Here is a 23,709-nt window from a genome sequence, read left to right as displayed (position 1 = left end):
GCCAAGGACACGTCGGCCGACGACACCGAGACCGTCATCGACACTGACACCGAGGCCGTCATCGAGACTGACACCGAGGCCGTCATCGAGACTGACACCGAGGCCGTCACCGAGGCCGTCACCGCCGAGGAGGACGGGGCACCCGCGCCTGAGCGCCGCCGCCGCGTCTCCTGGCGCGGGGCCGCCGCCGTCGCGGCCGTCGTCGCCCTCCTCCTCGGCGGGGGCGCCTTCTTCTACGGGGCCCACCAGCTGCGCTCCACCCCGTCCGCGCAGAACCGGGCCCTCACCGACGCGGCGGCCACCGACCGCGTCGGCGGCGACGTCGCCGAGGGCCTCGCCCGGATCTTCTCCTACACCCCGGCCGGCACCGAGACCGCCGAGCGCTCCGCCCGCACCGTCCTCACCGGCCGTGCGGCCCGCCAGTACGCGACGCTGATCGCCCAGGTCCGCGCGAACCTGGTCGACCAGAAGGTCACCCTCACCACCCAGTCCGTCCGCACCGGAGTGATCGAGCTCGACGGGGACCGCGCCCGCCTCCTCGTCTTCCTCGACCAGACCTCCCGGCGGGACGGGGGCGCGGTCACCTCCGCCGCCGCCCAGCTCACCGTCACCGCGCAGTTCCAGGACGACCGGTGGCTGATCACCGACATCAAGGCCCGCTGAGCCGCGAGCGGAAGAAGGAAGAACCCATGAAACGCCTGGTACGCACCACGACGGGCAGCCGGCCCGCACTGACCGCGGCCCTCGTGCTCACCCTCGTCGCCGGCGGCTTCGCGGCCTGGCAGGGCCAGAGTTGGTACGCCGCCGCCCACGACGACTCCGCCGCCTACGCGGCGCAGCGGGACCGGGCGCTCGCGGCGGGCCAGCAGGCGGTCCAGAACCTCAACACGCTCGACCACCGGCGCGTCGACCAGGGCCTCGACCTCTGGGAGTCCTCCACCACGGGCGAGCTTCACCAGGAACTCGTCCAGGGCCGCAAGGAGTTCGCGGGTCAGGTCAAGGAGGCGCGGACGGTGACCAGCGCCCGGGTGCTCTCCGGCGCCGTCACCGAGCTCGACGACCGGGCGGGCCGCGCCCGGATGCTCGTCGCCCTGCGCGTCACCGTCACGACGCCCGACGCCAAGAGCACCGACAAGGACAGCCGCATGCTGGGGGAGCTGACCCGCGTCGACGGCCAGTGGAAGCTCAGCGGCCTGGGCCAGGCACCCGTGGGCGGTACGGCCTCCGGCGGCTGACCGGACCCGTCCCACGAGAGCCGCCCTCCGCGCCGAAAGGACACGCACCATGTCGACGACCCGCCACCACCTCAACCGTCAGCGCCGCCGCCAGGCCCTCGGCGACCCGGCGTCCCCGCCCCGCCCCGCCGGGGACCTCCTCACCGAACCCGCGCCCCCGGAGCCCGTATCCGAGCCCGTACGCGAACGCGGACGCGGTCGGAAGCCCGGGGAGGAACCCGTGGGGGAGTCCGGCGGACAGGGGACGCCCCCGGCCCGGAAGGCGGCGGGCGGGCCGCGCCCGCGCCGCGCCGCGCCGCTGGTGGTCCTCTGCGTCCTGACCCTGCTCCTCGGCGGCTTCGCCGGATGGGCGCACAGCAGGGCGGGCGAGCTCCTGGGCGACCCGGCGCGCGCCAACACCGCCCTCACCGACCTCGCCCGCACCAGCGAGATCAAGGGCGCGACCGCCGGGGCCGTCGCCGCGCTCTTCTCCTACGACCACGCCGCCCCGGACGCCTTCGACAAGGCCCAGAAGACCTTCCTCACCGGCAAGGCCGTGGCCCAGCACCGCACCCTCTTCGGCGGCGTCCTGGAGCAGGCCGCCCGGCAGAAGATGGTGATCACCACCACGGTCACCGACAGCGCGGTCGAGCGCATCGACGGCGACCGCGCCCGGGTCCTCGTCTACGCCGACCAGAGCAGCGTCGCCACGGCCGGCGCCAAGAAGGGCGCGAAGGCCCAGGACCAGGGTGTCTACGCGGGCGCCATGTTCGCGGTCGACGTCGTCCGGCGCGACGGCCGCTGGCTGGTCGAGAACATCGACACCTTCGGCCGCTAGGCGGGCTCTCGCGCGGGTCACGCATGAACGAGGCCGAGGGGGAGGACCCCCTCGGCCCCCTCGGCCCCCGGAAGTCCTAGGAGTCGCAGGATCCCTAGGAGTCCTAGCCGAACGGAGAAGCCCCCGGCCCGCTCGGCGCGTCTCGACCGATTTGCCGGATCCATACAGATATCTCTATGCCTCATGACCGCACTGGTCCTGGCCCACTTCCTCGTCGCCCTCTGCGCCGCCCCGCTGATCCGCCGCATGGGCCCGCGCGCCTTCCTCCTGCTCGCCCTCCCGCCCGCCGCGGCCCTCGCCTGGGCGCTGTCCCGGTGGGACGCTGTCGCGTCCGGCCGGGCGAGCGAGGAGGCGTGGACCTGGATCGGCACCTACGGCGTCGACGTCGCCTTCCGGCTCGACGCGCTCTCCCTCGTGATGGTGCTGCTCGCCGCCGGGATCGGCGCCCTGGTCCTGCTCTACTGCGTGGGCTACTTCGGCGGCGGGGCGCCCCGGCTGGGTCCCTTCGGCGGCAACCTCCTCGCCTTCGCCGGGGCGATGCTGGGACTCGTCCTCGCCGACGACCTGGTGATCCTCTACCTGTTCTGGGAGCTGACGACGGTCCTGTCGTTCCTGCTCATCGGATACGACAGCGAGAAGCGCGAAAGCCGCCGCTCGGCCCTCCAGGCGCTCACGGTCACCTCGGTCGGCGGACTCGCCATGTTCGTCGGGTTCCTGATGCTGGGACACCTTGCCGGCACGTACCGCCTCTCCCGGATCCTGGAGGCGCCCCCGGGACCGAGCGGCACCCTCACGGCCGCCGTGCTGCTCATCCTCTGCGGCGCCGTCGCCAAGTCCGCGGTGTGGCCACTGAGCCTGTGGCTGCCCAACGCGATGGCGGCCCCCACCCCCGTCAGCGCCTATCTGCACGCGGCGGCGATGGTGAAGGCGGGCGTCTACCTCGTGGCGCGGCTCGCCCCCGCCTTCGCCGAGGTCACCGCCTGGAAACCGGTGCTGCTGACCCTGGGCACGGCCACCATGCTCCTCGGCGGCTGGCGCGCGCTGCGCGAGAACGACCTCAAACTGGTCCTCGCCCACGGCACCGTCAGCCAGCTCGGCCTGCTCGTCGTCCTCGCCGGTGCCGGCTCGTACGACACGGCCCTCGCCGCCATCGCCATGATCCTGGCCCACGCCCTCTTCAAGGCACCGCTGTTCCTGGTCACCGGCATCGTCGACCACGCGGCCGGCACCCGCGACCTGCGCCGCCTCTCGGGACTCGGGCGCTCCCTCCCCGGCGTCCGCGCGGTCGCCGTCGTCGCGGGCGCGTCGATGGCGGCCCTGCCGCCGCTCCTCGGCTTCGTCGCGAAGGAGGCGGCGCTGGACGCGCTGCTGCACGGCAGCACCGCCGAACGGTGGGCGCTCGCCGCGATCGTCGCGGGCTCGGCCTGCACCACCGCGTACACGCTCCGCTTCCTGTGGGGCGCCTTCGCCCGCAAGCCCGGCCTGCCGCCGACGCCCGCGCACCGGGTCGCCCCCTCCTTCCTCGCCCCGCCCGCCCTGCTGGCCCTCGGCTGCCTGGTCCTCGGCCCCGGCATCGCCTGGCTCGCCCCGCTGTTCGAGCGGTACGCGGACGCCTACCCCGCCCCCGCCGACCCGTACCACCTGGCCCTCTGGCACGGTCTCGGAGTGCCGCTCGGCCTGTCGGCACTGGCCTGGCTGGGTGGCGCCCTCCTGTTCGTCGCGCGCGAGCCGGTGGTCCGGATCGGCCGCCGCCTCGCCTGGCCCACCGCCGACGCGGTCTTCGGCCGCTGCGTCCTCGGCCTGGAGCGCACCGCCCTCCAGGTCACCGGCACGGTCCAGAAGGGCTCGCTGCCCGCGTACGTCGCCACCGTCCTCCTCGTCGCGGTCGTCGGCCTCGCCGCCGTCCTCCTCACCGACCGGCCCTGGCACGGCACCCCCGCGCCCCGCCTCTGGGACTCCCCGTGGCAGGCCGCCGTCGGCGCCCTGACCTGCGGCTGCGCCCTGATGTGCCTGCTGGTCCAGCGCCGGATGAAGGCCGCCGTCCTCGCCGGCCTGACGGGATACGGCACGGGACTGCTGTACGTCGTCCAGGGCGCGCCCGACCTCGCGCTCACCCAGTTCGCGGTCGAGACCGTCTCCACCGTGGTCCTGGTGCTCGTGCTGCGCCGCCTCCCCGTGTTCTTCGGCGACAAGGGCAAGGTCCGCCGCAAGGTGACCGGGACCGTCCTCGCGCTCGGCAGCGGTGCCCTCGTGGCGTGCGCCCTGTGGCTCGCCGCGGGCGCCCGTACGGCCGTTCCGGCGGGTGCCGCCATGACGGAGGAGACGGCACACCACGGCCTCAAGGACGTGGTCTCGACGATCCTCGTCGACTTCCGGGCCTGGGACACCCTGGGGGAGTCCGCCGTCCTCGCCGTCGCCGTCCTCGGCGTCACCAGCCTCCTCTACGTCCACCGCCGCCAGGGCCCCGCCGCCCGCGAACCCGTCCGGCTGCCCGGCGGCGTCACCGCCTGGTCCCTGTCCTCCTCCCGGATCCAGGCCCCCCTCGCCCCGGGCCAGACCGCACCCGAGCGCAGCTGGCTGGTGGCGGCCGACACGCTCGCCCCGGAATACCGCTCGGTCGTCTTCGAGGTGATCGCCCGGCTCGTCTTCCACCCGATCCTGATGCTCTCCGCGTACCTGCTGCTGTGCGCCGAGAACCTGCCCGGCGGCGGCTTCGTCGGCGGCCTCGTCGCCGGGGTCGCCCTGACCATCCGCTACCTCGCCGGCGGGCGGTACGAACTGGACGCCGCCGCCCCGCTCCACCCCGGCTTCCTCACCGGCCTGGGCCTGACCCTGTCCACCGGCGTCGCCCTCGTCGGCCTCGCCGACGGCACCGTGCTGCACGCCTGGACCTGGCACGGCCACCTGCCCCTGATCGGCGACTGGCACGCGGGCACCGCCGTCCTCTTCGACCTCGGCGTCTACCTGCTCGTCCTCGGCGTCGTCCTCGACACCGTCCGCGCCCTCGGCTCGCGCGTCGACCAGCAGACCGAGTACGCGGCGCGGCTCGTCCTCGCCGGGGAGGAGCGCCGATGACCGTCAGCGTGACCCTGCTGGTCTGCGCTCTCGTCCTGGCCGGTGTCGGCGGGACGCTCATCCTCACCCGCAGCCTCACCCGCGTCCTCGTCGGCGTCATCCTCTGCGGCAACGGCGTCAACCTCTTCGTCCTCGCCGCCGCCGGTCCCGCCGGCGTCCCCGCGCTCCTCTACCCAGGCGTCTCGCGCACCCGGGTCACCGACCCGCTGCCGCAGGCCATCGTGCTGACGGCCGTCGTCATCACCCTCGCCACGACCGCGTTCGTCCTCGCCATGGCCTACCGCAGCAGCCAGCTCACCGGCTCCGACTTCGTCCCCGACGACCTCGCCGACCGCCGGGTCGTGCTGCGGGCCCAGATCGCCACCGAACGGGCCGAACTCCGCGCCCGCCACCGCGAGGAAGGCCTGCGGGCCTGGCGCGGCGAACGCCGCGAACAGCGGCAGCGGCTCCGCGCCGACCGGGCCGCCCAGGCCCGCGCCCAGGACCTCTCCGACGACGCCGACCTGTGGGACGACGTCCTCGGCACCGACCCGGAGGACGCCCACGGGACCGATCCCGATCCCGGCCCCGATCCCGGCCCCGGCCCCGACCCGGAGGACGCCCGGTGAACTCCCTCGTCCCGCTGCCCGTCGTGCTGCCCCTCGCGGTCTGCGGCCTCAGCCTCTTCCTCGGCGCCCGGCTGCGCTGGCTGCACCGGATCATCACCCTCGGCGTCCTCAGCGCCGTCGTCGCGATCGACCTCGTCCTGCTCGTCGCCGCCGACCGCACCGGCCCGCTCGTCGTCGACCTCGGCGACTTCGCCCCGCCGCTCGGCGTCACGCTCGTCGCCGACCGGCTCGCCGCCCTGATGCTCACCGTCTCCGGCGCCGTCACCCTCATCGTCCTCGTCTACGCCATGGGCCAGGGCATGGCCGACCGCGAGGAGGGCGCCCCCATCGCCGTCTTCCACCCCGCCTACCTGGTCCTGATCGCCGGAGTCTCGCTCACCTTCCTCGCCGGAGACCTCGTCAACCTCTACGTCGGCTTCGAGATCATGCTGATGGCGAGCTTCGTCCTCCTCACCCTCGGCGCCACCGAACCCCGGATGCGGGCCGGCTCCACCTACGTCGTCGTCTCCCTCGTCTCCTCCCTCGTCTTCCTCGCCGGCATCGCCGTCACCTACGCGGCGGCCGGCACCGTCAACTTCGCCCAGCTCGCCCTCCGCCTGGACCAGGTCCCCCTCGGCGTCCGCACCCTCGCCCAGGTCCTGCTCCTCACCGTCTTCGCCGTCAAGGCCGCCGCCTTCCCCGTCGCCGCCTGGCTGCCCGACTCCTACCCCACCGCGCCCGCACCGGTGACCGCCGTCTTCGCGGGCCTCCTCACCAAGGTCGGCGTCTACTCGATGATCCGCACCGAGACGCTCCTCTTCCCCGGCAACCGGCTCTCCACCGTGCTCATGGCGGTCGCCTTCGCGTCCATGCTGATCGGCATCCTCGGCGCCGTAGCCCAGACCGACCTCAAACGCCTGCTGTCCTTCACCCTCGTCAGCCACATCGGCTTCATGCTGTACGGGCTCGCGCTCGGCAGCGTCGCCGGGATCGGCGGCGCCATCGTCTACACGGCCCACCACATCACCGTGCAGACCACGCTGTTCCTGGCCGCCGGCCTCCTGGAGAAGCGCTACGGCACCACCGAACTGACCCGCCTCGGCGGTGCCGCCCGCTCCGCGCCCCTGCTCGCCGCCCTGTGGTTCGTCCCCGCCATGAACCTCGCCGGCATCCCGCCCCTGTCCGGCTTCCTCGGCAAGCTCGGCCTGATGCGGGCGGGCGCCGCCGACGGCGGCACCGCCGCGTACGTCCTGCTCGGCGCGGCGGCCGTCACCAGCCTCCTCACCCTCTACGCCATGGCCAAGGTCTGGAACCTGGCCTTCTGGCGCGCCGCGCCCCACCTGCCCGGCCCGCCCGAGGGCGACGTCCTGGAGGAGACGGACGTCACCGACGCCGACGACGCCCCGGCCCCCGCCGCCCGGCCGGGCACCACCACCGCCACCCCCGTCGTCCGCGTCCGCACCACCACCCGCGTGCCCCGCGTGATGACCGCCGCGACCGCGACCGCCGTCGTCCTCGGCCTCTCCTACACCGTGCTCGCCACCCCCCTCACCGGCCTCGCCGACCGCTCGGCCGCCGAGCTGCTCACCCGTACCCCCTACGTACAGGCGGTGCTCGAACCGTGAACTCCCCCTCGATCAGCGCACGCTGGAGACGCCTCGACCCCAAGCTGATCGCCTGGCTCACCGTCATCTGGATGCTGCTGTGGTCCGGGCTGACCTGGGGAAACCTCGTCAGCGGCCTGCTCGTCGCCCTCGTCCTGTGCCTCGTCTTCCCGCTGCCCGCCGTCGAACTCGACCTACGGCTGCGCCCGCTCGGCATCCTGCGGCTCGCCTGCTACCTGCTGTACGACATGGTGGCCTCCAGCGCCGTGGTCACCCGCCACGCCCTGAGCGGCCGCCGCCTGCCCGCCGCGGTGGTGCGCGTACCGCTGCGCTGCCGCACCGACCTCATGATCGCCGCGACCGCCGTCGCCGTCTCCAGCGTGCCCGGCGGCGCCCTCGTCGAGGTCAACGGCACCACCGCCACCCTCTACCTGCACGTGTACGACGCCGAGGCCCCCGGCGCCGTGGCCCGCGCCCGGCACGACGTCTGGCAGCTCGAAGCCCTCGTCGTCCGCGCCTTCGGCACCCGCGAGGAGATCGCCCGCGTGAGCGACGACCCACCCGCCCCCACCGACCCGCCCGGCCCGAGGGATTCGGGCGGCCCCGCCGGAACGGAGCCCGGACGACCGTGAAACTGGCCGACGACATCCTCCTCAACGGCGCCCTGGTGCTGATCGTCCTCGCGGGGGCACTGCTGCTCGTCCGCGTATGGCGCGGCCCCTCCATGCTCGACCGGGCCGTCGCCGTCGACGTGGCCGCCGTCCTCATCATCGCCGGGATCGGCGTGGACGCGGCGATCACCCACACCCGCTACTACCTCTCGATCATGCTCGTCCTCGCCTTCCTCGGCTTCACCAGCTCGGTCGGCATCGCCCGTTTCATCGCCGCACGCGACCGCGGCGCCTCCAAGGAGCGCCCGTGAACGCCTGGCAGCAGGCGGCCGAACTGGCCGGTGCCGTCCTCCTCTTCACCGGCGCCGCCGTCTGCCTGACGGGTGTCATCGGAATGCTCCGCCTCCCGGACGTCCTCACCCGCAGCGCCGCCTCGACCAACCCGCAGACCCTCGGGATCCTGGTGCTCCTGGCGGGCGTCGCCCTGCGGCTGCGCTCGGGCCCCGACCTCGGCACCCTCGCCCTGGTCGCCTTCTTCCAGCTGCTGACCAGCGCCGTCGCGGCCCACATGGTGGCCCGCGCCGCGTACCGCACCGGCCAGACCGGCGACTGCGCCCTGCTCTACGACGAGCTCCGCGACAGCCGCGGATGAAGGGCACGCGCGGAAAAACGCCATAGGCGCCGGGACGGAATCTGCGGCAGGCTCGGAGCCCTCTGGCCGAGAGAGAGGCGGAAGCTGTGGCGGGACGGACGGAGGACACGGCGGTGACCGAGGTGACTGCGGCGACAGATGCGACAGGTGCGACAGATACGACAGGTGCGACAGAGACGGCATCGGCGACTGGGGTGACGGTCCGGGCGAACGAGACCACCGTGCCGGTGCTGCCGTGCGTGTCGGTGGAGGAGACGCTGGAGTTCTACCAGGCCCTCGGATTCCGGGCGACGTACAAGCAGACGCGGCCCTACGTCTACCTGGTACTGGAGTGGTCCGGCTTCGCGCTGCACTTCGGGACGCCGCCGAAGAACATCGACCCGGGCCACGAGGACGTGGGCGGCTGCCTGGTCCTGGTGGACGCGGTCGCGCCGTACCACGCGGAGTTCACCCGCGCGATGCGCGCCGCGTACGGAAAGGTCCTGGCCAAGGGCCGGCCCCGGATCACCCGGTTCAGGCCGGGCGCGAGCCGCTTCACCCTGGTCGACCCGTCGGGGAACTCGGTCATCTTCATCCAGCGGGACGAGCCGGAGGAGCTGGAGTACGGGGGCTCGAAGAGCCTCACGGGCCTGGCGAAAGCGCTCGACAACGCCCGTGTCTTCAGCGAGTTCAAGAACGACGACCGGGCCGCCCTGCGGGTCCTGACCACGGCCCTGCGCCGGCACGGCGACGCCGCCCCGCCCGTGGACGTGGCCCGCGCCCTCGCGACCCTCGTCGAACTCGCGACCGCCCTGGAGGACCCGGCGGGCGTCGACGGCTGGCGCCGCCGCCTGACCGCCCTCCCCCTCACCGACCCGGAACGCGCGCAGGCCACCGCGCACCTCCGTGACGCCGAGGCGCTCGGCCTGTGGCAGCCGGCTCCGGGGGAGGAGCCTGGTGTCTGAGGCGCCCGGCCCGGATCAGGGGGCGGCGCGCAGCCCGGCCAGGAGCTCGGCCTGGCCCTGGAGGACGCCGGTGAGGATCCCCCGGGCCACGCTCAGGAGCTCGGCGAGGCCGTCGTCGGCGAGCCGGTAGTGGACGTTGGAGCCCTCGCGGCGGGTCGTGACGAGGTTGGCCTTGCGCAGCACGGCGAGCTGCTGCGACAGGGCCGCCGCCTCGACGCCGACCTCCGGCAGCAGCTCGGCGACCGCGTGCTCGCGCACGCTGAGCAGCTCCAGGACCCGGATGCGGACCGGGTGGCCGAGGGTCTTGAAGAACTCGGCCTTCAGCTGGTAGAGCGGCGGGTCCAGCGGGCCGTGGGCCTGGGCCGTCCTGTCTGCGCGCGTCCTAGGCACCCTGCTCCACCCATGATTCTCTCTCGGGGGCGGCCCGCACCGCTGCCGCCCGTTTCCGTGCACCGTTGACCTCCACAATTGCAGATTCGTGCAAGTCGTGACAGCCCGGCGGGGCGGCTCACAGGGGCAGGGTGGCCCACACGCCCTTCCCCAGGCCGTCCCTGTCGGGGCGTACGACGAGGGTGCCGCCGAGGTCCGACACCAGCTGGGCCACCAGCGCGAGCCCGCTGCCGGGTGCGGTGGCCAGGGCCCGGAACGGGGCGGGCTGGTAGGGGTGGCGGTCGTGGACGCCGAAGGCGAAGGTGCCCGGACCGTACGCGAAGAGCACCGTGAACGTCGGCGAGCGCTCGGCGGCGTGCCGGACCGCGTTGGCGGCCGGCTCCGAGCGCGCCGACCTCCACCATCCGGACCGCCGTCGCCAGCAGCACCCCGGCCAGCGCGGCCGCGAACGCCGCCACCGCGCGCCAGGAATCGGGGAGGACCCGTCCGCCGGCGGGGGCGGTCACCCCGAGCGCGTTCGGGAGCTGCTGGAGCCCGATCACGCACGCGATGCCGAGGGTGAAGCCCGCCACGACCGGCGCGGGCACGTAGGCCATGTACCGGCCGGTCCTCAGCAGCGCGAGCGCGATCAGCAGGACCCCGGTCCCGGGTGGCGGGTGCGGGCGGATATGAGTGGCTGAGCCGCCCGCCGATCAGTAGCCTCGGCGACCATGAAGCGGCGCCGCCAGAAGAAGCTCACCCCACGCCTGTTCGCGGCCGTCGTGTCGGGCGATGCCGCGTCCGCCAGGTCGCTGTTGCGCGACGGAGCCTCCCCGGAGGCGCGGGACGGTGACGGTACGACCCCCCTGTACCTGGCGTCGGTCCAGGGCGAGACCGAAGTGGCCCGTCTGCTCCTGGCCGCCGGGGCCGCTCCCGACGAGGAGAGCGAAGGTCCTGGAGCGGACGGCACGCCCTTGTGCGCCGCCGCTTGCTGGGGCCACACCGAGACCGTCCGCCACCTGCTGGCCTACGGGGCGGACCCCGGTCTGCGCGAGGAGCACGGCTCCGGACGCACCGCGCTGGAATGGGCGGTCGACGGCGGTCACGAGGCCACGGCGGCGCTCCTCCGGGCAGCCGGAGCCGGCCCCCTGCCGACCGACGGGCGCTGACCTCCGCGCGGCGGGTCCGCGGCTTCAGTCGGAGCGCACTCGCCTCGACGCGCCGCCAGGAACCGACCAAAAGGTCCGATTTAGAGCGAAATATACAGTTTCGCAATCCACCTCATGATCGTTAGAGCGGGCATGAAGCAGCTCGAATGGCATCGGTGGCTTTGGGCACCCATCACCTCGTGGCAGGCGAAGAGACTCTCCCGGACCACCGGCGTGGACCTCGACGTGGCCTGGACCAGGATCCGCCTCACTACCCACCCCGAGGAGTCGCACTTCGCCCTTGCCCGCGACCTACTGCAGCGGGTGCTCCCGCTGCGCCGGGGCGGCTGAGTGCCGGCCGGCTCGTCGTCGCGAAGTCGAACGACACCGGCCGCTGAATCCCGGGGGCCTCCCGAGAGGCGGTGGGGCACCGTCCGTGCGGCCCCCGGCGGGCACTCTGTGACGGAGGGGCGGGGACGGGGCCGGAGCCTGGGGCAGCCGGGCAGCCGGGCAGCCGAGCAAGGGCAAGACGATGTTCGCCTACCCGACCTCCGCCCCTTCTCGACCGGCCCCGTTCACCCCTCCGTACGGGCCGATGCCGTCATCTCAGGCCGCGGCCCCCTTCGGGTGGGGAACCACCTCCAGCACGGCGGCACCGTTGATGATCATCGAGGGGAGCCGGGCGGGTATGTGTCCGGGATCGGCGAGGGCGAGGTCCGGCAGTCGTTCGAAGAGGGTGGCCAGGGCCACCTCCGCCTCCAGCCGCGCGAGCGGCGCCCCGACGCAGAAATGCGGCCCGAAGCCGAAGGCGAGGTGCGACTTGTCAGCGCGCTTCGGATCGAAGACGTCGGGATCCGGATGGGCCTCCGGATCCCGCCCCGCCGCGGCGAAACCGATGATGATGGCCTCGCCCTTCCCGATCACCACGCCGTCGCCCAGGTCGATGTCCTCGATCGCGTACCGCAGAGGAACGTGCATCACCGGGCCCTCGTACCGCAGCGTCTCCTCCACCACCTCCTCCCAGCCAAGCGCGCCCGTGCGCACACGGTCGAGGTGCTCAGGGTGGGTCAAGAGGATCTGGACGGCGCTGGTGATCAGGTTGACGGCCGTCTCGTAGCCCGCGCTGATCATGGTGATCAGGGTGCCGGCCAGTGCGGAGTCCGACAGGGGCTCCTGGCCGGGCGCGTCGGACAACAGCAGGTCGGTGGTCAAGTCGGAGGCCGGGCGGGCCCGTTTGTACGCGATGCACTCCCTGATGCGGGTGTCGAGTTCGACGGCGGCGGCCAGCGCGCTCTCCTGGTCGAGCGTGGAGTCGAGCGCGGCGTCCATCGCGCCGCCCATCGCCCGGCGCAGATGGTCGGGCACGCCGAACAGGTCACAGATGACCGTCATGGTGAGCGGCAGCGAGAAGTCCTGGCGCACATCCACGCGTTCTCCCGGCGGCAGCGCGGCGAGCGCGTCCACCAGGCGGTCGGCCGTCGCCTGCACCTGGCCGCGCATCTGCTCGACCCGGCGCGGTGCGAACGTCGGCGCGACCCGTCCCCGCGACGCCCGGTGCTCCGCTCCGTACATGTTGAAGAAGCTGTCCTGGAACGCGATCGTGGCCAGCACCCACCCCTCGGGGGTCTCCGAGGCTCCGGGCCAGTGCCTGCGATAGTCCCGGGAGACGCGCGGGTCGGTGGTCAGTGCCTGGATGACGCTCCGTCGGGTGACCGACCAGGCGGACACGCCTCCCGGAAGGCCGACTCGCACGGCAGGGCCTCGCGCGCGCAGCGCCGCGGCCTCCGCGTGCAGCGCACTCCCGGTCGGATCGAGCATCGGGCAGCGCGGCCCGGGAACGGATGAAGACGGCACAGCGGTGCTCCCCTCACTGGAGAATTCCACGAAGGGCTTCCCGTCGAGGCGACGGGCCCCGTTTCACCAGGGAAGCCACGCACTGCTCCGAAGTGTGCGCTCCGGCGGCCCGTGTGGAAAGGGGTCGCGTCGGCCGCGATGTCCGGATGCGCCTGCGGGGGAGGGGCAGGGGGCACGCACGGGCCGCGACGGCCGGACGAACCCGCACTGCTTCGGGAGGCTGCCGGGAATCCGGTTCCCGCGCTTGTTGTCCACGCTCGCCATGCTCCAGTCGGTGCACCCTGAGGGCGGGCGGCCCTCGGCTATGGCCGTGCCGTGCTGTCCGAGCGCCACCCGGTGAGGCGCGGGTGCCCCGGCAGTCCGGCTCGGCCCGTGGCCCACAGCAGCGTGGGCCACGGGTCCGTGTCGGCCGGGGCATGCGGGAAGAGGCGGCCGAGCGTGCGGGCGCAGAGGCCGGACGGCGGGGTCCAGGCGAGGCCGAGGCCTTCCGCGAGGTCGTGCGTGTGGACCAGCGTCTCCTGCAAGGCCAGCGCCGCGAACCCCTCGGGGTCCGACACCCCGGCGGCGTGGTGGGCGCGGACCTCGGGCGGGGTGGTGCGGACCATCGCGACCAGGAGCGCGCCGCAGGACTCCAGGACCTGTAGCAGGCCGGCCGGACCCGCAGCGCGGTCCGCCTGGATGAAGACGGCGGGGCCGGCCTCCCTCGGCCGCCGCAACGCGATGGGGACGTGGGTGTCCAGCGGGGGAGCCTGCGGGCCCAGCTGCACCGCGTAGTAGAGGAGATCGTTGGCGAGGTGTTCGGCGGTCTCCCAGCAGTCCCACTCCAGCGCGCCGGCCTTGCCGTCCCAGGCTTCCTCGGGTGCTCCCCTCAGCGTCTCCACAGTGAGCCGTACGGCCAGGGCGACATCGTCCGCGGTGACGGGAGGCAGGGCGGGGCCGGTGGTGACTGATCGAGGCATGACAGCACCGTATCGCCCGGGAGGAGGGCTCCTCCGGCGGCCCGTCCGCGCCGGTCGTCTCGTGACCGGCGCGGACGCGTTCCTTCCGTTCCTCTCCTCTCGGAGCGCCGTCCCCTTACTGACGTCCCGTCCCCCCGAGGTGCGCCGCCCACGGGTAGTACACGAACGCGAAGGCCGCCGGGGCTCCGGTGACACGCTTTCCGAGCCAGACGTCGTTCGTCAGCTGGATGCCCGGGAACATGGGGTTCGTCTCCTCCCGCAGGTGCCGCTCCATCCGGACGACCAGCTTCGCGCGGGCCGCCTCGTCCTTCGTGGCCACCGCCTCCGTGTAGAGCGCGTCGATGCCGCTGTAGCCGGACTGGTTGAAGCTGCCCCCGGTCACCGCCGTGATGCCGAGCCAGTCGAGCGGGTTCGGGATGTTGGGCCAGAACTGGGTGTAGAGCAGGTCCGTGCCGCCGCGCGTCCCCGGGTCGTACAGATAGTTCGAGTATCCGGTCGCGGGGACGACGTCCAGCCTGAAGTTCAGTCCGATCTTGTCCGCCGCGTCCTTGACGCCGATGCCCAGCTGCTGCGTCTCCGCCTGCTGGGGCACGACCAGGCTGATCCGCTGGGACCTGACGGCGGCCGGGACCCTGGCCAGGAGCTTCTTCGCCTCCTCGATCCTCGGCCTGCCGTCGGTCCTGACCGTGTCGGCGTACGCGGTCAGGCCCGCCTTGGCGAAGCCGTACGCGGCCGGCACCGTCTGCAGGGCGGCCGGGGTGCCCTCACCGGCGTACACCTGGCTTCCGATGCCCTTCCAGTCGATGGCCATCTGGAGCGCCCGGCGCACGTCCGCGTTCCCCATCGCGCCCTTCGGGTTCGCGACGACGAGGGTGACGGCGAGCGGTGCGGGGCCCGAGTAGAGCCTGCCCGCCGTGGAGGCGCGCAGGAGCGGGAGTCCCGCGGTCGGCGGCTGGTACGTCCCGTCGATCTGGCCCGAGAGCAGGCCGGAGGTGATCGCGGAGTCGTCCGTGAGGAAGGTGAAGTCGATGTTCTTCACCTTCAGCGGCAGCTCCTTGTTCCAGTAGGTGTCGTAGCGGCTCGCGCTGATCGACTGCCCGCGCTTCCACCCGGCGAACTTGTACGGTCCCGTGCACATGACCCCGACGTCGGGCGTGCCGACCTTCTTCCCGTGCCGTTCGTAGAACTCCTTCTGGACGACGACGCCCGCGTAGCTCGCGAGCTCGTCGTTGAAGAGGTAGTCGGGTCGCTTGAGCTTGACCGTGACCTCGTCCTCACCCGTTCTCGTGACGGAGTCGACGTTTCGGTAGAGATAGCCGTAGAAGCCGGTGGCGTCCGTCAGGTGGTGGTTCATGCTCCACGCGACGTCGTCCGCGGTCATCGGCGAGCCGTCCCAGAAAGTCACGCCGGAGCGGATCCGGTACACCCAGGTCTTCGGGTCGGGGTTCGTGTACGAGGTCGCCAGGTTGGGCTTGATGGTGAAGTCGGGCGTCTGGACGAACAGGGTCTCGCACATGTTCGAGTTGATCATGTTCGGTGTGTAGTCGGCCGCGTGGAAGGGGTCCACGGTCTGCGGCTCGCCCTGGAAGACGTTCCAGGTGATCCTCTCCACCGTGCCCGAGCCCCGTGGTGTGTAGGTCGTCAGGGCCGCTGCGGAACCGGCACCTCCGGCGGCCCCTCCGCCGCTGCATCCGGTCAAGGTCAAGGCCAGGGGCACGGCCAGGGTCAACGTCGACTTCAGGGTGAGAGTTCTGCCCGTGGCGGCGACGGCGGGAGCCGCGAGGAAGCCCCGTCCGCGCGGGCGGTGTCGTGCGGTCATGGCGCTACTCCAGGCGAGGTGGTGGGGCCCGTGAGGGTCTCGGGGTTCCAGCCGGTGCGCGGGACGCTGTCGCGCAGCAGACGGGTGTACGGGTGGGAGGGGTGGTCCAGGACCTCGGCGGTGGGCCCCTGCTCGACGACGACGCCGTGCCGCATGACGATCGTGTCGTCCGTGACCTGCCGGATGACGGCGAGGTCATGGCTGATGAACAGGTAGCTCACGCCCCGCTCCCGCCGGATGTCCGCGAGCAGGTTGAGGATCTGCGCCTGGATCGAGACGTCGAGGGCGGACACCGCCTCGTCCAGGATCAGCACCTCCGGATCCGCCGCGAGCGCGCGGGCGATCGCGACGCGTTGCCGCTGCCCGCCCGACAGGGACCGGGGCAGCGCCGCGAGCTGACGGTCGTCCAGCCCCACGAGCCCGGCGAGTTCGGCGACCCGCGCCCTCGTCCCCGTACGCCCGAGGCGGGAGTGCACGCCGACGACCTCGGCGAGGCAGTCGCCGACGCGCTGGCGCCGGTCGAGCGAGGTGTACGGATCCTGGAACACGATCTGGACGTCCCTGCCGCGCTCGCGGCGGGCACGGGCCGAGCGCGCGGGCCGGGTGCGGTCCTCGCCCCGCACCGTGATCCGGCCCCCGGACGGCCGCTCCAGGCCGATGATCATGCGGGCCGTCGTCGTCTTGCCCGAGCCTGACTCGCCGACGATGCCCAGGGACCCGCCCGCGGCCAGGGTGAAGCTCACGTCGGCCACGGCGGTCGCGCGGGCGGGCCCGTGACCGAAGGTCTTGGTCAGGTGCTCGACCACGAGCAGGGGTTCGGTCATCGCTGTACCTCCTCGTCCGAAGCGGTGGCGGAGGCCGTGGTGGCCGTGCTCGGGGGAGCGGCCGGGGTGGCCGTGGTGGCGGCCGTGGCCGTGGCCGTCGTCGCGTCCTGCGCCGACGGCAGCAGCCGGCCCCGCAGGCCGGGCATCCGGACGCAGCCGGTCAGCCCCTCGCCGACCCGCAGCAGGGGCGGCGCCCCCGTCGCGCACCGGTCCTCGGCGAAACCGCAGCGCGGGGCGAACGCGCAGCCGTCCGGCGCCTCGTACGCGGTGGTCGGATGCCCCGCGATCGCGGGCAGCCGCTCGACGCGCCGGCCGATCTCGGGGCGGGCCCGCACCAGCGCCGCGGTGTACGGGTGGAGCGGGTCCTCGTGCAGCCGCGTCGCGGGCTGCCGCTCCATCACCCGGCCCGCGTACAGGACGATCGTCTCGTCGCAGACGGCGCCGGCGAGTTCCAGGTCGTGCGTGATGAAGAGCATCGCCATTCCGTACTCGCGCTGCATCCGGCGCAGCAGCGCCATCACCTCCGCCTGCGTGGTGACGTCGAGCGCGGTCGTCGGCTCGTCCGCCAGCACCAGGCGCGGCCGGGCGGCGACCGCGGCGGCGATCATCACCCGCTGGAGGAGCCCGCCGGACAGCTCGTGCGGGTACTGCCGCAGCCGGCGGTCCGGGTCGGAGATCCCGACCTCGGCCAGCAGCTCCCGCGCGCGCCCGCGCGCGGTGGCCTTCGGCATCCGGTCGTTGAGGCGCATCGCCTCGGTGAGGAAGTCGCCGATGGTGCGCACGGGATTGGTGTGGGCCCGCGCGTCCTGGAAGACCATGGCCACGTCCTTCGCCCGGTACGCGCGCAGGGCCTCGGCGCGCAGATCGAAGACGTCGGCGCCGTCGAAGCGCACCCGGCCGGTCACCTCGGCGCCGTCCGGGAGGAGCCGCGCCACCGTCCGCACCGTCATCGACTTCCCGGAGCCGGACTCGCCGACCAGACCGAGCGTCCTGCCCTCGGCCAGCGAGAACGAGACGTCGCGCAGCACCGTACGGGGCTCGCCCGCGACCGGCAGCCGGACCGTCAGGTCCTCCACTTCGAGCAGTGCGTTCACGAGCGTGCCTCCCAGCGCTCCGTGAGCCGGTCGCCGAGGGTGTTGACGGCACCGACCGTGATGACGATGAGCGCGCAGGCGAACAGCGCCTCCTGCGGGTGGCCCTGGAGCACGCCGGCCATGCCGGTGCCGACCATGGCCCCCCAGTCCGACGTCGGCGGCTGCACCCCCAGGCCGATGAACGAGAGTCCGGCGAGGTCCATCAGCGCGAAGCCGAAGGCGAGGGTGGCGTTGGCGACGATCAGCCCGCTCACGTTGGGCAGGATGTGCCCCAGCGCGATCCGCAGCCCGTGCACGCCCTGCACCTGGAGCGCCGCCACGTACGGCAGGTTGCGCTCGCGCAGCGCCGCGCTCCGTACGATCCGGGCGATGTACGGGACGTAGGCGACCGACAGCGCCACGATCGCCGCCGGGAGTCCGGAGCCGAACAGCGCGGTGGCCAGGATCGCGAGCAGCAGCCCGGGGAACGCGAACACGGCGTCGACGACCCGGACCACCAGCTGGTCGAACCAGCCGCCGAACCACACGGCCGCGAGCGCGAGCGCCGTCCCGAGCAGGGTCGAGACCGCCACGACGAGGAACGGGCCGGTCAGCGCCGTACGGGAGCCGGTGACCAGCCGCGAGAGCAGATCCCGGCCGGTCGCGTCGGTGCCCAGCAGGTGCGCGCCGCCCGGGCCCTGGTACGCGCCGGAGAAGTCGATCGCGTTCGGGGGCTGGGGCGCCAGGACCGGGGCGAGGAGCGCGCAGAGGACCACACAGCCGAGGAGGACCAGGGCCGTCCAGCCGGACGCGCCGATCCCTCGGGCCGAGCGGGGGCGCCGGGCGAGCCGGGCGCGCCACGCCCGCCGCACGGCGCGGGGTCCGGCGCCGGGCCCGGAACGCGGCCCACCGGGGTGGCCGGGGTGTGCCGCCGCTGTCGCGCTCATGAGTCCTTCTTCCCGATCGACACCCGCGGGTCGAGCAGTGTGTAGGCGATGTCGATGAGGGTGTTCAGCACGATGAAGGCGGCGACGTACACCAGGCAGATCGCCTGGACGACCGGGAAGTCCTTCTGCTGCACCGAGTTGACGAGGGACTGCCCGAGCCCGCCGAGCTGGAAGACCTGCTCCACCACGACGCTTCCGGCGATCAGTCCCGCGATCGTGAGACCGGCGACGGTCAGCACGGGCATCGCCGCGTTGCGCATGACGTGCCGGCGCACGACGGCCCGGCGGGGCAGCCCGCGGCTGATCGCCGTCTGCACGTGGTCGGCGGCCAGCTCCGCCCGTACGGCGGTCTGGGCGAGCCGCGCGACGAACGCGACGGAGGCGAGGGCGAGTGCCAGCGCCGGGAGGGCCAGGTGGTAGAGCTGGTCGAGGGCACCGCTGCCCGCGCCGAACACCGGGAACCAGCCGAGGTTCACGGCGAACACGATGATCAGGACCACCGCGCCGACGAAGGTCGGCACCGCCATCAGGCCGGTCGCGCCCGCCATCGCCGACCGGGACACCCAGCCGGGGCTGAGCCCGGCGAGCGTGCCGATGGCCAGACCGCACAGCAGGACGATCGCCGCGGCCGTCAAGACGAGCAGCGTGGTCACCGCGGCACGACCGCCGACCAGCGTGGACACCGGCTGGTTGTAGACGATCGAGGTGCCGAAGTCGCCGTGCAGCACGCCGCCGAGCCACCGCAGGTACTGCTCCCAGACGGAGTCGTCGAGATGGTATTCGGCCTTGATCGACGCGATCGCCTCGGGGGTCATCGTGCGCCCGTGGGTGAGGTACGTGAGCGGGCTGCCGGGCGCGGCGAACAGCGCCCCGAAGACCACCAGGCTCGCGATCAGCAGGGTCACCGCCAGACCCGCGAGGCGGACGGCGACGAAGCGCGCGATCGCCGCGACGGGGCGCTTGCGGGCGTGCGGCGCGGGTGGCGGCGTCGCCGTCGCCCCCTTCGTAGCGTGGTCGGTCCCGTTCATCTCTCCTCCTCCGGACGCGCCTGGTGGACGGCGCGCCCGCCGACGACGGTGCGCAGCACGCGCGTGTCGAGGAGCTCGTCGAGGGGGCGGGAGAAGATGTCCCGGTCGAGCACGACGAAGTCGGCGTAGAGCCCCTCGGCGAGGCAGCCGTGCAGGTGCTCGGAGCGGCTCGCCCAGGCGGCGTCGCGGGTGGCGTGCACGATCGCGTCGGCAAGCGGCAGCGCGTAACGGGCGATGTTGGCGGGCAGCGAGGGGTCCAGCGCCGAACGCCGGGTCGCCGCGATGAACATGTTGGGCAGCGGGGCGTGCGGCGAGGTGGGGGAGTCGGTGCCGAGCACGAGCGTGGCGCCCGCCTCGGTCATCTCCGGCCACGGGAAACCCCGGTCCGCGCGCTCGTCGCCGAGGACGCGACGCCAGTTCTCCTGTATGGCCGGATCCGCGTGGACGGGCTGCATGCTGGCCGTGATGCCGAGCGCGGCCAGCCGCTGGATGTCCTCGGGGCCGACGACCTCCAGGTGCTCGATGCGGTGGCGGCGTTCCTTGGGGCCGTTGAGCGCGACGGCGTGCTCGACGGCGCCGATCGCCACGCGCGTCGCCTCGTCGCCGATGGCGTGCATGGCGACCTGGAGACCGGCCGCGTCGGCGGCGGCCACGACGGGGGCGAGCTCGGCGAGGCTCCAGATCGGGTCGGCGTTCGTGCCGTCCACGTAGGGCTTGCCGAGGGAGGCGGTGCAGCCGTCGACGGTGCCGTCGACCATGACCTTGATACCGGTGACCCGCAGGAACGGCGTGGCGTCGCGGGCGGCGAGCTCGGCGACCCGCGCGACCTGGGCGAGGTTGTCGGCCTCGTCGCCGGTGGGCTGGACGCGCCAGAACGCGCTGATACGGGTGGTGAGGGCGCCGGCCGCGTCGGCGCGGCGCATGGCCGCGTAGTCGTCCTCGTTGAGTGCCATCTCGGTCGAGCCGACGATCCCGGACTCGGCGTACGCGGCGAGGGCGACGGCCAGGGCCTCGTCCCGGTCGGCCTCGGTGACGAAGCCGTCGAGCACCGGCCAGACGAGACGGTGCATCGCGGTCTCGTCCACCAGGCCGGTGGCGGCGCCGGCCGCGTCGCGGTGGACCGCGCCGCCGGGCGGGGAGACGGTGGCGTCGTCGATGCCGGTCTCCTCCAGGGCCGCCGAGTTCAGCCAGATCGAGTGGAAGTCGTACGCCTGCGCGTAGACGGGCCGGTCGGCCACGACCGCGTCGAGCATCCCCCGGTCGGGGACGCCGCCGGGGATGTCGCCGTGCTTCCAGCCGGTGGCCAGCACGCGGGGCGCGTCCGGGTGCTCCCGGGCCCAGCGGTCGATCCGGCGCTGGATCTCGGCCACCGAGTCGGCGCCCCAGAGGTTCACCTGGGCCGCCGCCTCACCGGTGCCGACCACGTGGGCGTGGCCGTCGACGAAGCCGGGCAGCACGGTGGCGCCGCCGAGGTCGTGGACCAGGGCGTCGGGCCCGGCCACGCGGGCGGCGGTGGCCTCGTCGCCGACGTACGCGATCCGCTCGCCCACCACGACGAGGGCCTCGGCGCGGGCGCGGCGGGCGGAGGTGAAGACGCGGGCGTCGCGGAAGAGCTGGGCGGGCGGGGTCGTGTCCAGCGGGGTGAGATTGTCGTCCATGGGGTTCCTCGGAGCAGGTGGGGAGGGCGGGAAGGGCGGGAGGTGAGATCAGGAAGGGCAGCAAGGGCAGGAAGGCAGGAAGGGCACGGCGGGGGACGGCAGGAGACGGCCGGGTCAGAACAGGTCGAGGCCCTCGCGGGCCGCCGTGTCGGGGGTGCCCGCCCGGTAGGCCAGGGCGAAGCCGGGAAGGTCGAGAGAGGCGGTGAGCAAGGTGCCCCACTGCTCGTGGCGCGGCTCGGACGGATCGGCGCGCACGCACACGACCGCGTCGGCTCCATCGGCGCCGCAGAAGGCCGCCGCGCGCTCGGCGGCGGCGTGGCCGGTCATGCCGCCCCGTACGGCGAGGGCGTGCGCGTACCGCTCGACCGACACCGACTCGGGCACGGTGATGCCGCCGTCGGCGAGCCCGGCGTCCAGGAAGTGGTTGGTGTGGAGCAGCCAGCCGTCGGCGCCGGGTCCCAGGACGGCGGTCCCGGACGGGGACATCTCGATGGAGGAGGCCTCGGTGCGGCCGTCCCGGCAGGAGACGACGGTCAGCACGGTGGAGGCGCTCACCTCGGCGGAGGCGATGACGGCGCGGGCCTCCGCCACCGTCGTCGCCTCCTCCAGGACGCGGCGGGCGACCGCGTGGACGGGCACGCCGCCGGAGGCGCTGTCGGAGCGGTGCCGCAGGATGTTGAAGTGCAGGCCGAGTCCGGCGTCGTTGAGCCCGATCTTGGCGGCGGTGCCGAACTCGGTGAAGAGCTTCACCCGGCGCCCGGCCCCGGTCACCAGGGACAGCAGCAGACCGTCCGGCGTCAGCGACTCGTGCCAGTCCCAGGTCTGGATCGTCTCGGGCGGGCCGCCGGCGGGCGGCGTGTAGACGGCGGTCGTGCACTCGCCCTTCGAGGGCGCCGGCGCGGCGGCGAGGATCTCGGTACGGGCGCCGACCGCGGCCACCCGCCACGGCTCGACGCCCGCCGCCCCGGCGATCGCGTCGGACTCCTCGGCGAGCGCCGGGCACCAGGCGCGCAGGGCGTGGTGGCTGCGGGCCGTGATCTCGCGGACAGTGGCGTCGGGGATGCCCAGCAGCGCGAAGTGCGCCAGGTAGCGGGCGCCGACGTCACGCACCCGCTCCCCGCACAGCGTGCCGATCTCGTGGCCGCGCTCGCCGGGGTCGATGGCGGTCGAGCGCAGGATGTGCAGCTTCATGGAGTTCGCAGACCTTTGCCTTGTGAGGCCCATCACAGGGGGGAACGGCCGCCACGCTAGGGAGGTAAAACGTTTAATACAACGGCCGGACCCAATCCGCCGGCTTCCCCCGCGTCACTCACCGCACGCTCCGCGTTCACCGTGTCCCCAGGAGGTCCCCGTGGCCCGCTCGAAGGGCGTGACCATCCGCGACGTCGCCCACCGCGCCGGCGTCTCCGTCGCCGCGGTCTCCATGGCGCTCAACGGCACCGGGACGCTGAGCGAGGCGACGCGGCTGCGCGTCCGCGCGGTGGCCGAGGAGATGGACTACCAGGCCGACGCCCTCGCACGCGGGCTGCGCCGGGCGTCGGTCGGCGCGATCGGGCTGGTCATGCGGTCACTCGACTCGCTGGGCGAGTACGCGCCGCGCGGCGTCGACGTGTTCACCCGCTACATCGGCGCCGTCTCGGCACAGGCGATGGACCGAGGCCTCAGCGTGATGCTCGTACCCGACCCGACCAGGCGCCCGACACCGCCGCTCGCGCTCTCGCTCGACGGCTACATCGTGACGATGCCGCACCTGGACGACCCGGTCGTCGCCCTCCTGGAACGCCGGGGCATCCCGTACGTCACGCTCGGGCGCGACCCCGGCCGGCCGGACTTCACCGACTGGGCCACCGAGGACGAGTCCGTGAGCTTCCGGCGCGTCTACGAGCACTTCGCGGCCAACGGCGCCCGCTCGGTCGCGCTCGTACGCGGCACCGACCCGAACGCCTGGAACATCGACAGCGAGGCGACGTACCGCGCCTGGTGCGAGGGCGCGGGGATCCCGCCGCGCGTGTACGAGTCGGCCGAGCGCGACGGCGAGCGGGGCGGCGAGCGGGTGGCGCACGCCGTCGTCGACGACGGCGTGCCGGACGCGGTCCTGTGCCATACGGGCCGCCAGGCGGCCGGAGTGCTGGCGGGCCTCACGGCCCGCGGCGTGCCCGTGCCCGACCGCACGATGCTGGCGGCGGCCTCGGACTCCGAACACACCCGGCACAGCCGCCCCGCGATCTCGGCGGTCGAACTCCACGTCACCGAAACGACGTTGGCGCTCCTCGACCTCCTCCAGGCCCGCATCGCCGGTGAACCGGGCAACGGCCCGATCCTGACCACCTCCCGCCTGCGCGTCCGGGCGTCGACGCGGCGCGCCCAGCCGGGCGCGGGCTGCTGAGCGGCCACGCGCCCCTGGACACCTCACCCGCCGCGAGCCATGATCACGCCATGACACCCCCCCCGCCGGAAGGCCCGTGCCGGGGGAGACGGACCCGCGTCCGGGGGACTGTCGGCTGT

The 23,709-nt window shown here is 73.5% G+C and carries 24 protein-coding genes and 1 pseudogene; 13 read left to right on the top strand and 12 right to left on the bottom strand.

Features of this window, described 5'->3' with window-relative positions:
- Window positions 1-36: 36 nt before the first annotated feature.
- The 10 genes from ACZ6J5_RS29600 to ACZ6J5_RS29555 all read left to right on the top strand — a co-directional run bounded on the left by ACZ6J5_RS29600 (window position 37) and on the right by ACZ6J5_RS29555 (window position 9,525).
- On the top strand, window positions 37-663 hold the full coding sequence (locus ACZ6J5_RS29600; protein WP_469396687.1) for a hypothetical protein: 627 nt from the start codon (window positions 37-39) through the stop codon (window positions 661-663).
- Between the two features lie 26 nt (window positions 664-689).
- Window positions 690-1,235 (top strand): hypothetical protein, encoded by a 546-nt coding sequence (locus ACZ6J5_RS29595; RefSeq protein WP_469396559.1) that lies wholly within the window; start codon window positions 690-692, stop codon window positions 1,233-1,235.
- A 49-nt stretch (window positions 1,236-1,284) separates the two neighbouring features.
- The gene (locus ACZ6J5_RS29590; RefSeq protein ID WP_469396558.1) at window positions 1,285-2,052 is read left to right on the top strand and encodes a hypothetical protein; all 768 of its coding nucleotides are present in this window, start codon (window positions 1,285-1,287) and stop codon (window positions 2,050-2,052) included.
- Between the two features lie 183 nt (window positions 2,053-2,235).
- Window positions 2,236-5,127: a Na+/H+ antiporter subunit A gene (locus ACZ6J5_RS29585; protein ID WP_469396556.1), complete on the top strand. Its 2,892-nt coding sequence runs from the start codon at window positions 2,236-2,238 to the stop codon at window positions 5,125-5,127.
- Window positions 5,124-5,735, top strand: coding sequence for a Na(+)/H(+) antiporter subunit C (locus ACZ6J5_RS29580; RefSeq protein WP_469396554.1), 612 nt, complete (start codon window positions 5,124-5,126; stop codon window positions 5,733-5,735). The genes ACZ6J5_RS29585 and ACZ6J5_RS29580 overlap by 4 nt, the downstream gene beginning before the upstream one ends.
- On the top strand, window positions 5,732-7,339 hold the full coding sequence (locus tag ACZ6J5_RS29575) for a Na+/H+ antiporter subunit D (protein WP_469396552.1): 1,608 nt from the start codon (window positions 5,732-5,734) through the stop codon (window positions 7,337-7,339). The genes ACZ6J5_RS29580 and ACZ6J5_RS29575 overlap by 4 nt, the downstream gene beginning before the upstream one ends.
- A complete protein-coding gene (locus tag ACZ6J5_RS29570) occupies window positions 7,336-7,950 on the top strand; it encodes a Na+/H+ antiporter subunit E (protein WP_469396550.1) in 615 nt (204 codons plus the stop codon). The genes ACZ6J5_RS29575 and ACZ6J5_RS29570 overlap by 4 nt, the downstream gene beginning before the upstream one ends.
- Window positions 7,947-8,240, top strand: a complete 294-nt coding sequence (locus ACZ6J5_RS29565; protein ID WP_469396549.1) for an MrpF/PhaF family protein — start codon at window positions 7,947-7,949, stop codon at window positions 8,238-8,240. Before ACZ6J5_RS29570 ends, ACZ6J5_RS29565 begins: the two co-directional genes overlap by 4 nt.
- Window positions 8,237-8,581 (top strand): monovalent cation/H(+) antiporter subunit G, encoded by a 345-nt coding sequence (mnhG, locus tag ACZ6J5_RS29560; RefSeq protein WP_469396547.1) that lies wholly within the window; start codon window positions 8,237-8,239, stop codon window positions 8,579-8,581. The genes ACZ6J5_RS29565 and mnhG overlap by 4 nt, the downstream gene beginning before the upstream one ends.
- Before the next feature lie 194 nt (window positions 8,582-8,775).
- Window positions 8,776-9,525 (top strand): VOC family protein, encoded by a 750-nt coding sequence (locus ACZ6J5_RS29555; protein ID WP_469396546.1) that lies wholly within the window; start codon window positions 8,776-8,778, stop codon window positions 9,523-9,525.
- Window positions 9,526-9,540: 15 nt separating this feature from the next.
- On the opposite strand, the gene ACZ6J5_RS29550 is transcribed toward ACZ6J5_RS29555, so the two are convergent.
- From ACZ6J5_RS29550 to ACZ6J5_RS29540, 3 genes and pseudogenes are all read right to left on the bottom strand, one after another.
- Entirely contained in the window at window positions 9,541-9,870 is a 330-nt protein-coding gene (locus ACZ6J5_RS29550; protein ID WP_469396686.1) for an ArsR/SmtB family transcription factor, read from the bottom strand.
- A gap of 163 nt (window positions 9,871-10,033) precedes the next feature.
- Window positions 10,034-10,243, bottom strand: a complete 210-nt coding sequence (locus ACZ6J5_RS29545) for an ATP-binding protein (RefSeq protein ID WP_469396544.1) — start codon at window positions 10,241-10,243, stop codon at window positions 10,034-10,036.
- Window positions 10,244-10,418: 175 nt separating this feature from the next.
- Window positions 10,419-10,547 (bottom strand): annotated as a pseudogene (locus ACZ6J5_RS29540) (SulP family inorganic anion transporter); the annotation flags it as partial.
- Between the two features lie 78 nt (window positions 10,548-10,625).
- Here ACZ6J5_RS29540 and ACZ6J5_RS29535 point away from each other — a divergent pair.
- Together ACZ6J5_RS29535 and ACZ6J5_RS29530 are read left to right on the top strand one after the other, a co-directional pair.
- A complete protein-coding gene (locus ACZ6J5_RS29535; RefSeq protein ID WP_469396541.1) occupies window positions 10,626-11,063 on the top strand; it encodes an ankyrin repeat domain-containing protein in 438 nt (145 codons plus the stop codon).
- Between the two features lie 114 nt (window positions 11,064-11,177).
- The gene (locus ACZ6J5_RS29530; protein WP_469396539.1) at window positions 11,178-11,393 is read left to right on the top strand and encodes a hypothetical protein; all 216 of its coding nucleotides are present in this window, start codon (window positions 11,178-11,180) and stop codon (window positions 11,391-11,393) included.
- Window positions 11,394-11,648: 255 nt separating this feature from the next.
- On the opposite strand, the gene ACZ6J5_RS29525 is transcribed toward ACZ6J5_RS29530, so the two are convergent.
- The 9 genes from ACZ6J5_RS29525 to ACZ6J5_RS29485 form a co-directional block, all read right to left on the bottom strand.
- Complete coding sequence (locus tag ACZ6J5_RS29525) at window positions 11,649-12,653, bottom strand: cytochrome P450 (protein WP_469396538.1); 1,005 nt, start codon at window positions 12,651-12,653, stop codon at window positions 11,649-11,651.
- Window positions 12,654-13,198: 545 nt separating this feature from the next.
- On the bottom strand, window positions 13,199-13,855 hold the full coding sequence (locus tag ACZ6J5_RS29520) for a hypothetical protein (protein WP_469396536.1): 657 nt from the start codon (window positions 13,853-13,855) through the stop codon (window positions 13,199-13,201).
- 115 nt (window positions 13,856-13,970) lie between these two features.
- Window positions 13,971-15,467 carry an ABC transporter substrate-binding protein gene (locus tag ACZ6J5_RS29515; protein ID WP_469396535.1) on the bottom strand — a complete coding sequence of 499 codons (1,497 nt, stop codon included), beginning with the start codon at window positions 15,465-15,467 and terminating at the stop codon, window positions 13,971-13,973.
- A 203-nt stretch (window positions 15,468-15,670) separates the two neighbouring features.
- On the bottom strand, window positions 15,671-16,498 hold the full coding sequence (locus ACZ6J5_RS29510; protein WP_469396534.1) for an ABC transporter ATP-binding protein: 828 nt from the start codon (window positions 16,496-16,498) through the stop codon (window positions 15,671-15,673).
- Window positions 16,495-17,592: an ABC transporter ATP-binding protein gene (locus ACZ6J5_RS29505; protein ID WP_469396532.1), complete on the bottom strand. Its 1,098-nt coding sequence runs from the start codon at window positions 17,590-17,592 to the stop codon at window positions 16,495-16,497. The genes ACZ6J5_RS29510 and ACZ6J5_RS29505 overlap by 4 nt, the downstream gene beginning before the upstream one ends.
- The gene (locus ACZ6J5_RS29500) at window positions 17,589-18,518 is read right to left on the bottom strand and encodes an ABC transporter permease (RefSeq protein ID WP_469396530.1); all 930 of its coding nucleotides are present in this window, start codon (window positions 18,516-18,518) and stop codon (window positions 17,589-17,591) included. The genes ACZ6J5_RS29505 and ACZ6J5_RS29500 overlap by 4 nt, the downstream gene beginning before the upstream one ends.
- A complete protein-coding gene (locus ACZ6J5_RS29495) occupies window positions 18,515-19,546 on the bottom strand; it encodes an ABC transporter permease (RefSeq protein ID WP_469396528.1) in 1,032 nt (343 codons plus the stop codon). Before ACZ6J5_RS29495 ends, ACZ6J5_RS29500 begins: the two co-directional genes overlap by 4 nt.
- Entirely contained in the window at window positions 19,543-21,204 is a 1,662-nt protein-coding gene (locus ACZ6J5_RS29490) for an amidohydrolase (RefSeq protein WP_469396527.1), read from the bottom strand. The genes ACZ6J5_RS29495 and ACZ6J5_RS29490 overlap by 4 nt, the downstream gene beginning before the upstream one ends.
- Window positions 21,205-21,318: 114 nt before the next feature.
- Entirely contained in the window at window positions 21,319-22,395 is a 1,077-nt protein-coding gene (locus ACZ6J5_RS29485) for a C45 family autoproteolytic acyltransferase/hydolase (protein WP_469396526.1), read from the bottom strand.
- 160 nt (window positions 22,396-22,555) lie between these two features.
- Between ACZ6J5_RS29485 and ACZ6J5_RS29480 the strand changes: the two genes are divergently transcribed.
- The gene (locus ACZ6J5_RS29480) at window positions 22,556-23,590 is read left to right on the top strand and encodes a LacI family DNA-binding transcriptional regulator (RefSeq protein ID WP_469396523.1); all 1,035 of its coding nucleotides are present in this window, start codon (window positions 22,556-22,558) and stop codon (window positions 23,588-23,590) included.
- The last annotated feature ends 119 nt before the right edge of the window (window positions 23,591-23,709 follow it).

It is taken from the genome of Streptomyces sp. NPDC042100, assembly GCF_055582325.1.
Note: the sequence above shows the minus strand (reverse complement) of the source record. Positions and strands in the feature narration are given on the sequence as shown.